The following is a 2,072-nucleotide window of genomic DNA, read 5'->3' as shown; positions in this document are numbered from 1 at the left end:
GAACTGGATCGACAACATCTTCCCGTTCCTGCCGCCGGATTTCGACGACCGCTATTTCCAGATGGCGCCGCCCGACCAGCAGATAGAGCATCCGAAGGGCGGCGAGGAGGTGATGCTGGTGAATTTGACGCCAGTGGGGCGCGAAAGCTTCCGGCTGCCGGCCACCAGCCTTCCGATGACGCTGTTCAAGGGCCGTGAGAAAGCCTTTGAGCGCGCGATACCGCCCGACACTATTTTGTTAGACCTGGAAAACCGGCGCTTTTCGTTGGTCTGGCGTGTGTCGCAGCGCATCCACCGGACAATCCTCGACTTCAGCGAATGCTGGGTCGGCCCGCCGACCCAATCCATGCTGAGGGCGCGTGCCACGGGTCGCGCCTTCGTGCGCGCGAGCAGTGCGCCTCTGCCGGAGGAGGAAGAGGCATGACCACGCCGATCGACATCGTCTCGATCGGCATGGCGACGGCCGTCGGCCTCGACGCGCCCTCCGCCTGCGCGGCGATGCGGGCGCGCCTGGACGGCTTTCAGGAGACGCGCTTTCTGGGGCCTGGCGGAGATTGGCTGATTGGAGCTCCCGTGCCGCTGCCGCGCAACTGGGTTGGCGAAAGGCGCATGGCCCATCTCGCCGCAGGTGCCATTTGCGAGGCCTTCGAGGCCGTGCCTGAAGCCCGCGGCCAGACCGCGCTCATCCTCTGTCTTGCCGAGGAGGGCCGAATTGGCCGCCCTGCCCCCGATGGTGCACGCCTGCTCCAGCGCATAGCGGAGATCGTGGAAAGTCCGCCGCATGGCCGCTCGAGGATTGTGCCCCATGGTCGTCCCTCGGGGCACGTCGCCCTAGAACAGGCACGCCGCATACTGGCGGCGGGCGAAGCGCCCTACGTGATGATCGCTGGCGTCGACAGCTATCTGACGGCAGCGGCTGTCTCTTATTATCTTGCCGACAAACGCCTGCTGACTGCGGACAATCCGAATGGCTTCATCCCCGGGGAAGCCGCGGCAGCAGTGCTTTGCACCCGTTCGCAAAATAGCGGCCTTGGTCTGTCTGGGCTCGGCCTCACCCGCGAGCAGGCATTCATCTACAATGCGGAGGATCTGCCGTTGCGGGGCGACGGCATGACATTCGCCTACCGCGCCGCACTTCAGGACGCCGGCATAGAGATGAACCGTGTGGGCTACCGCATCGCCGATCTCGTCGGCGAGCAATATTGGTTCAAGCAATCCGCATTGGCGAGCCTGCGGCTGCTGCGCGGCCGGCACGACTTCCAGGACATCTGGTCGCCGGGAGAAAGCCTCGGCAATGTCGGCGCGGCCGCCGTGCCCATGATGATCGGCATGGCTTTCACCGCCGCCCGCAAGGGCTACGCCGCCGGCAACCCGGTCTTGATCGAAGCCTCCAACGATTCCGGTGCCTGTGGCGCGGCGATCCTGGCGGCGAGGGCCGCGTAATGTCGAACGTTTTCGCAAACGGGCTTGAAATCTCCGGCAGGGCAGTGAACGCCAGAACCATCGCGGTTTTCCCGGATACCTGCTTCACCCCGCCCGAGAACCCGGCGACGCCCCCTGGCGTGCCGATCCCCTACCCCAGCTTCGGCTTTGCCAGCGACACCGAGAAGGGCACGGGTACGGTCAAGATCGGCGGCCAGACCGTCAACATCAAGAACAAGTCCGACCTGTCGAGAACGTCCGGTACCGAGGCAGGCTGCGCCGCCAAGAAGGGCATCATCACATCGAACAATACCGGCAAGGAATATTTCAACAGCTGGTCGAACGATGTGAAATTTGACGGCGAACCGGTCATTCGCTTTACCGATCTCGCCACCAACAATCATTCCTCCCCAGGTCCCAACACGGTCACATGGCCCCATATGGCCGGACTGACCGCCGGGGGACAGGACTGCGAAACCCTGCTCAACAAATACCAGATCCGGCTCCATCAGCATTCGAAGGCCGACTGCCCTGCGGGACAAGAATCCGAACACTTCGTTCGCGTCGGGTGCTTCCAGAGCAGCCGTAAGCAGAACAAGTCCTTTACGCGGTGGAAGGAGTACGACAACCAGACCGCCCCGTGCATCTGC

General features: G+C 63.6%; 3 protein-coding genes. All 3 read left to right on the top strand.

The annotated features are described in order from the left end of the window. Positions 1-424 (top strand): DUF2169 domain-containing protein (locus ACPYOI_RS35540; protein WP_481424105.1); only part of this gene is annotated, 424 nt, incomplete at its 5' end. Further along, positions 421-1,443 carry a 3-oxoacyl-ACP synthase gene (locus ACPYOI_RS35535; RefSeq protein ID WP_481414650.1) on the top strand — a complete coding sequence of 341 codons (1,023 nt, stop codon included), beginning with the start codon at positions 421-423 and terminating at the stop codon, positions 1,441-1,443. The genes ACPYOI_RS35540 and ACPYOI_RS35535, both read left to right, overlap by 4 nt. Then, positions 1,443-2,072 (top strand): DUF4150 domain-containing protein (locus ACPYOI_RS35530; protein WP_481424104.1); only part of this gene is annotated, 630 nt, incomplete at its 3' end. The genes ACPYOI_RS35535 and ACPYOI_RS35530, both read left to right, overlap by 1 nt.

This window comes from Rhizobium sp. SVR5-2C, from assembly GCF_056755115.1.
The sequence above is the reverse complement of the archived record's forward strand: the minus strand, read 5'-3'. Positions and strand labels throughout refer to the sequence as shown.

What these genes read in the sequence shown, in the direction of transcription:
- ACPYOI_RS35535 (WP_481414650.1), top strand. Translation starts at nt 421, where the DNA reads ATGACCACGCCGATCGACATCGTCTCGATCGGCATGGCGACGGCCGTC.